At 43.0% G+C, this 3,420-nt stretch carries 4 protein-coding genes; 1 reads left to right on the forward strand and 3 read right to left on the reverse strand.

Features of this window, described 5'->3' with window-relative positions; all coding sequences use genetic code 11:
• Positions 1-321 precede the first annotated feature (321 nt).
• Positions 322-1,176 (reverse strand): Cof-type HAD-IIB family hydrolase, encoded by an 855-nt coding sequence (locus tag TY15_RS22625; protein WP_040206814.1) that lies wholly within the window; start codon positions 1,174-1,176, stop codon positions 322-324.
• 154 nt (positions 1,177-1,330) lie between these two features.
• The gene (locus tag TY15_RS22630; RefSeq protein ID WP_040206813.1) at positions 1,331-1,999 is read right to left on the reverse strand and encodes a DNA alkylation repair protein; all 669 of its coding nucleotides are present in this window, start codon (positions 1,997-1,999) and stop codon (positions 1,331-1,333) included.
• Positions 2,000-2,130: 131 nt separating this feature from the next.
• Here TY15_RS22630 and TY15_RS24805 point away from each other — a divergent pair, with 131 nt between their 5' ends.
• Positions 2,131-2,277 carry a hypothetical protein gene (locus TY15_RS24805; RefSeq protein ID WP_179301800.1) on the forward strand — a complete coding sequence of 49 codons (147 nt, stop codon included), beginning with the start codon at positions 2,131-2,133 and terminating at the stop codon, positions 2,275-2,277.
• Between the two features lie 44 nt (positions 2,278-2,321).
• Here TY15_RS24805 and TY15_RS22635 read toward each other — a convergent pair.
• Positions 2,322-3,420 (reverse strand): PRK06851 family protein (locus tag TY15_RS22635; RefSeq protein ID WP_074432863.1); only part of this gene is annotated, 1,099 nt, incomplete at its 5' end.

The raw sequence follows: 3,420 nt of genomic DNA on the forward strand, positions 1-3,420 counted from the left end.
ATTAGTTACTTCGACTAGTTTCCGTTTTTTCTTTTTCTCAGTCTTCACGGGCATTAGTCACTTCGACTAGTTTCCGTTTTTTCTTTTTCTCAGCCTTCACGGGCATTAGTCACTTCGACTAGTTTCCGTTTTTTCTCTTTTTCAGGCTTCACGGGCATTAGTCGCCCTGACTAGTTACCTTTTTTTCTTCTTTTCAGGCTTCACGGGCATTAGTCGCCTTGACTAAGTACCTTTTTTCTCTTTTTCAAACATAGAACAGCCCAAAAGCAGCATCATCAGCATTAATAAAATAGAACCAGCCTTGGTCATAGATCCTTTCTTTTATAAAACGTCGAGAATGGCGGCAGCGACGCCGTGTTCGTCATTCGTATCCGTAATTTCATCACAAAGGGCCTTAATTTCATAGCTGGCATTGCCCATCGCGATCGATCTGCCGGCCCGCTCTAGCATCGAGACATCATTGAAGCTATCACCAATCGCCATCGTGTCTGCCAGGTCAATTCCTTTTGTCTGAACAAACGCCTCAAGGGCAAGACCCTTTTGCGCATCCTGATGGGTAATTTCAAGATTTTCATGACCAGAGGAGGAAACCGCTAGTTCCGTATAGCCTTCCAAGGCCTTTCCTGCTGCCGCAAGCTTACTAGCATCAAAGGAAAAGGCCAGCACCTTATAGATTTGTACGTTCTCATCGGCAAATAGAAGTTCATAATTGGCAACCGTTTGGACCAAGCCATCACGTATTCTTGCTCCCGCCGCGTATGCTACCTCATCGCGATCTGCCTCAGGGTTTGCACTGATAATAATATCAACAAGTGTCGAAACGGCTTTATCCAAATCAACCGTAAACGCACCCTTATCTGTATAAACCTCGTAATAAACATCATTTTCCGCTAGCTTTGCTGCAACCACTCTTGCTAACTCTTTACTTAACGGATTAGAGGACAGAATCTTGCCTTCTTTAGAGCGGACCTCTGCGCCATTTACACAAATTACCGGGCAAGAGAGGCCAGCTGCTGCTAACACATAGGTTGCCTCCTGATAGGATCGCCCTGTGGCGACCACAAATTCGACTCCCTGTGCTTGTGCTTTTAAAATCGCTTGTTTATTTTCCTCACTAATTTGTTGAACTGAATTTAATAACGTTCCATCCATATCTGATGCGATACATTTCATCATGCTGCTCCACCTTTTGCTTTCATAAATTTGATTAGTTTCTGCACATTAGCGTGCCACTATTATCATTCGTCTAGCCCCAGCTCCTAGCTGGCGCTTCCGATTTTCATATATTTCCCATCATAACATGAACACCTGAATCATGAACCCGTTTTGCTCAGTCCAAATACTTGCTGCCTTCACGAATGCTTAACGGAGCAAGCGGCTGATCGGTGATAAACTGCTTCACCGAAGCGGGATTTGTCTTCGAATATTCTCGCAATGCCCAGCCAATCGCTTTTTGAATAAAAAATTCCTTACTAGTAGCGTTTTGTCGTATGTATTGATAGAGCAGTTCCTCATTTGTCTTTTGTTTATACTTCAATTGAAACAAAATCGCCGTTCTGCGCAGCCACATATTTTCATGGACGGCCCAGCCAGCAATCGTTTCCTCGATGATCTCTGGGAACTTCTCGGCAATCTTGCCAACGGGTTTGGCGGCAAGTGCATCAACGGTATCCCACCAGGATTTGGTTGTCAGCAGCCATTCAATAAAAGGCAAATCGCTTTTTTCTAACTTTTTGAGCGATTTTTCCAAATACGTCAACCCGGTATATTGATATTCGCGTTCATCCTTTTCCCAAAGTTCCGCTATCATTTCCTTGTTAAACGGCTCTTTAATAATTCCCGTATCGGTAAAAAACTGCTTTTCTAGTTCTTTCCGTAACGGCGATTTTATGCCCAGAAATGAAAAATGGTCCTTCATATAATTCTTCATCGGTTCCGCGTTTGCTTCATTGCGATGTTCTTCAAATAGCCTTATTAATACATCGATGTTTGTAGACAACTAGCTCATTCCCTCCCATAATCAGAGTCCCCTAATGTATTCTACTTTCTTCCATTTTCCCCTTTATTTTTTCGGAATAAACCACTTTTCCCAGCTCCATACTAAGGTTAGTAAAAAAGGAGGGATATACGATGACTAAGAAGCAAAATAAAGGGAGCCGCAATCAAAATTCACCACAGGCTGGCAATGCCGAAGCTGAATTTGCCGCTGAGTTTGTCAGCGGTGATAACAGTAAAGGCAATAAACGAAATAAGGGTCAAAAAAGTAAAACGAAATAAAAAGTGTCGGGACTCCCCGGCACTTTTTTCTACCTATCCTGTTATTAAACCTGTGTCGCTGCCGCCAGATCGTTGATTTCGTCCGCTATTTTTACTTGTATTCTTTCGACCGCAGAAAAATCCATGGCAGCTACATAAATCTCTTCCAGCTCATCATGCAGTGCCTTCGCTTTGGTGAGATAGCTTGTTGCTTCTGTCATTTTGTTTTTATATTTTGTTGCTATTTTACTGATAATATCAGCAAATAGATCGTCCGTGCCTGGTTCTATCAAGATTTCATACATATCGATAATTTCGTCGCCGTCCCGGCTTGGAAAATATTCATGCGGGGCAGTACTATCGAAAATAGCAATCCCTAGTTCGCGAAAAATGACCATATCAAGACTATAGGGATCAAATCCACAATGATAGACTTCCACATCGACGCCGCGTTCCTCACCAGCGGCAGCCAGCTTTTTCAACATTGTTGATTTTCCCGAGCCCGGCCGACCCTTGATAAAGTAGCGTTTGGCAATTTCCTCTGTCAAATTGGGAACATAATCGACCGCTCCCGTTGGCGTTGCTGCCCCCAAGAAGCGATGACGCACATCAGGCACTTTATTTAATTTCATTTTTCCAAAGAAAGTATCAATTAATTTATTTGTTAATTGATCGGCCTTCTTAAAATTCATACTGTTAATATAGATTTTTTCCCAGTCATCATGAATTTCCAACGCTTCCTTAAACGTCGCGTAGGCAGTTTGAAAGGCTTCATTTATTTGCCTTGTCAACGTTTGAATGACCTTTTTCTGCGCACTCAGTGCACGGGCATTCCAAGCTTCACCGAGATTAATATATTCCTCGACAGCCCCAGGTGCCTTTGGCTCAATCACATGTGGTGCCGTCCCGTCGACAATCCCCACCTTTAATCTAGGGATGAGCATTCCATCAATCGAATCATTGTCGGATGAACAATGGAGGAACTCAACATGAAAGCCCTTTTCAACCCACTCATGGCCAATTTTCTTCATTAGTGATGATTTGCCTGTGCCCGGGCCACCTTTTAATATAAATAAGCGATCAAGTCCTTGCAAATTCGAGTCATACAGACTATGGAATCCTCTCGCCGTATTTCCACCGGCAAAGTAATGTTTTATTTTCCCC

The sequence above is a fragment of the Neobacillus jeddahensis genome (assembly GCF_000612625.1).
GTDB lineage: Bacteria > Bacillota > Bacilli > Bacillales > Cytobacillaceae > Neobacillus > Neobacillus jeddahensis.

Excerpts from the sequence above, each read along its gene's own strand:
- TY15_RS22625 (WP_040206814.1), bottom strand. The coding sequence starts at position 1,176 with ATGATGAAATGTATCGCATCAGATATGGATGGAACGTTATTAAATTCA.
- TY15_RS24805 (WP_179301800.1), top strand. The coding sequence starts at position 2,131 with ATGACTAAGAAGCAAAATAAAGGGAGCCGCAATCAAAATTCACCACAG.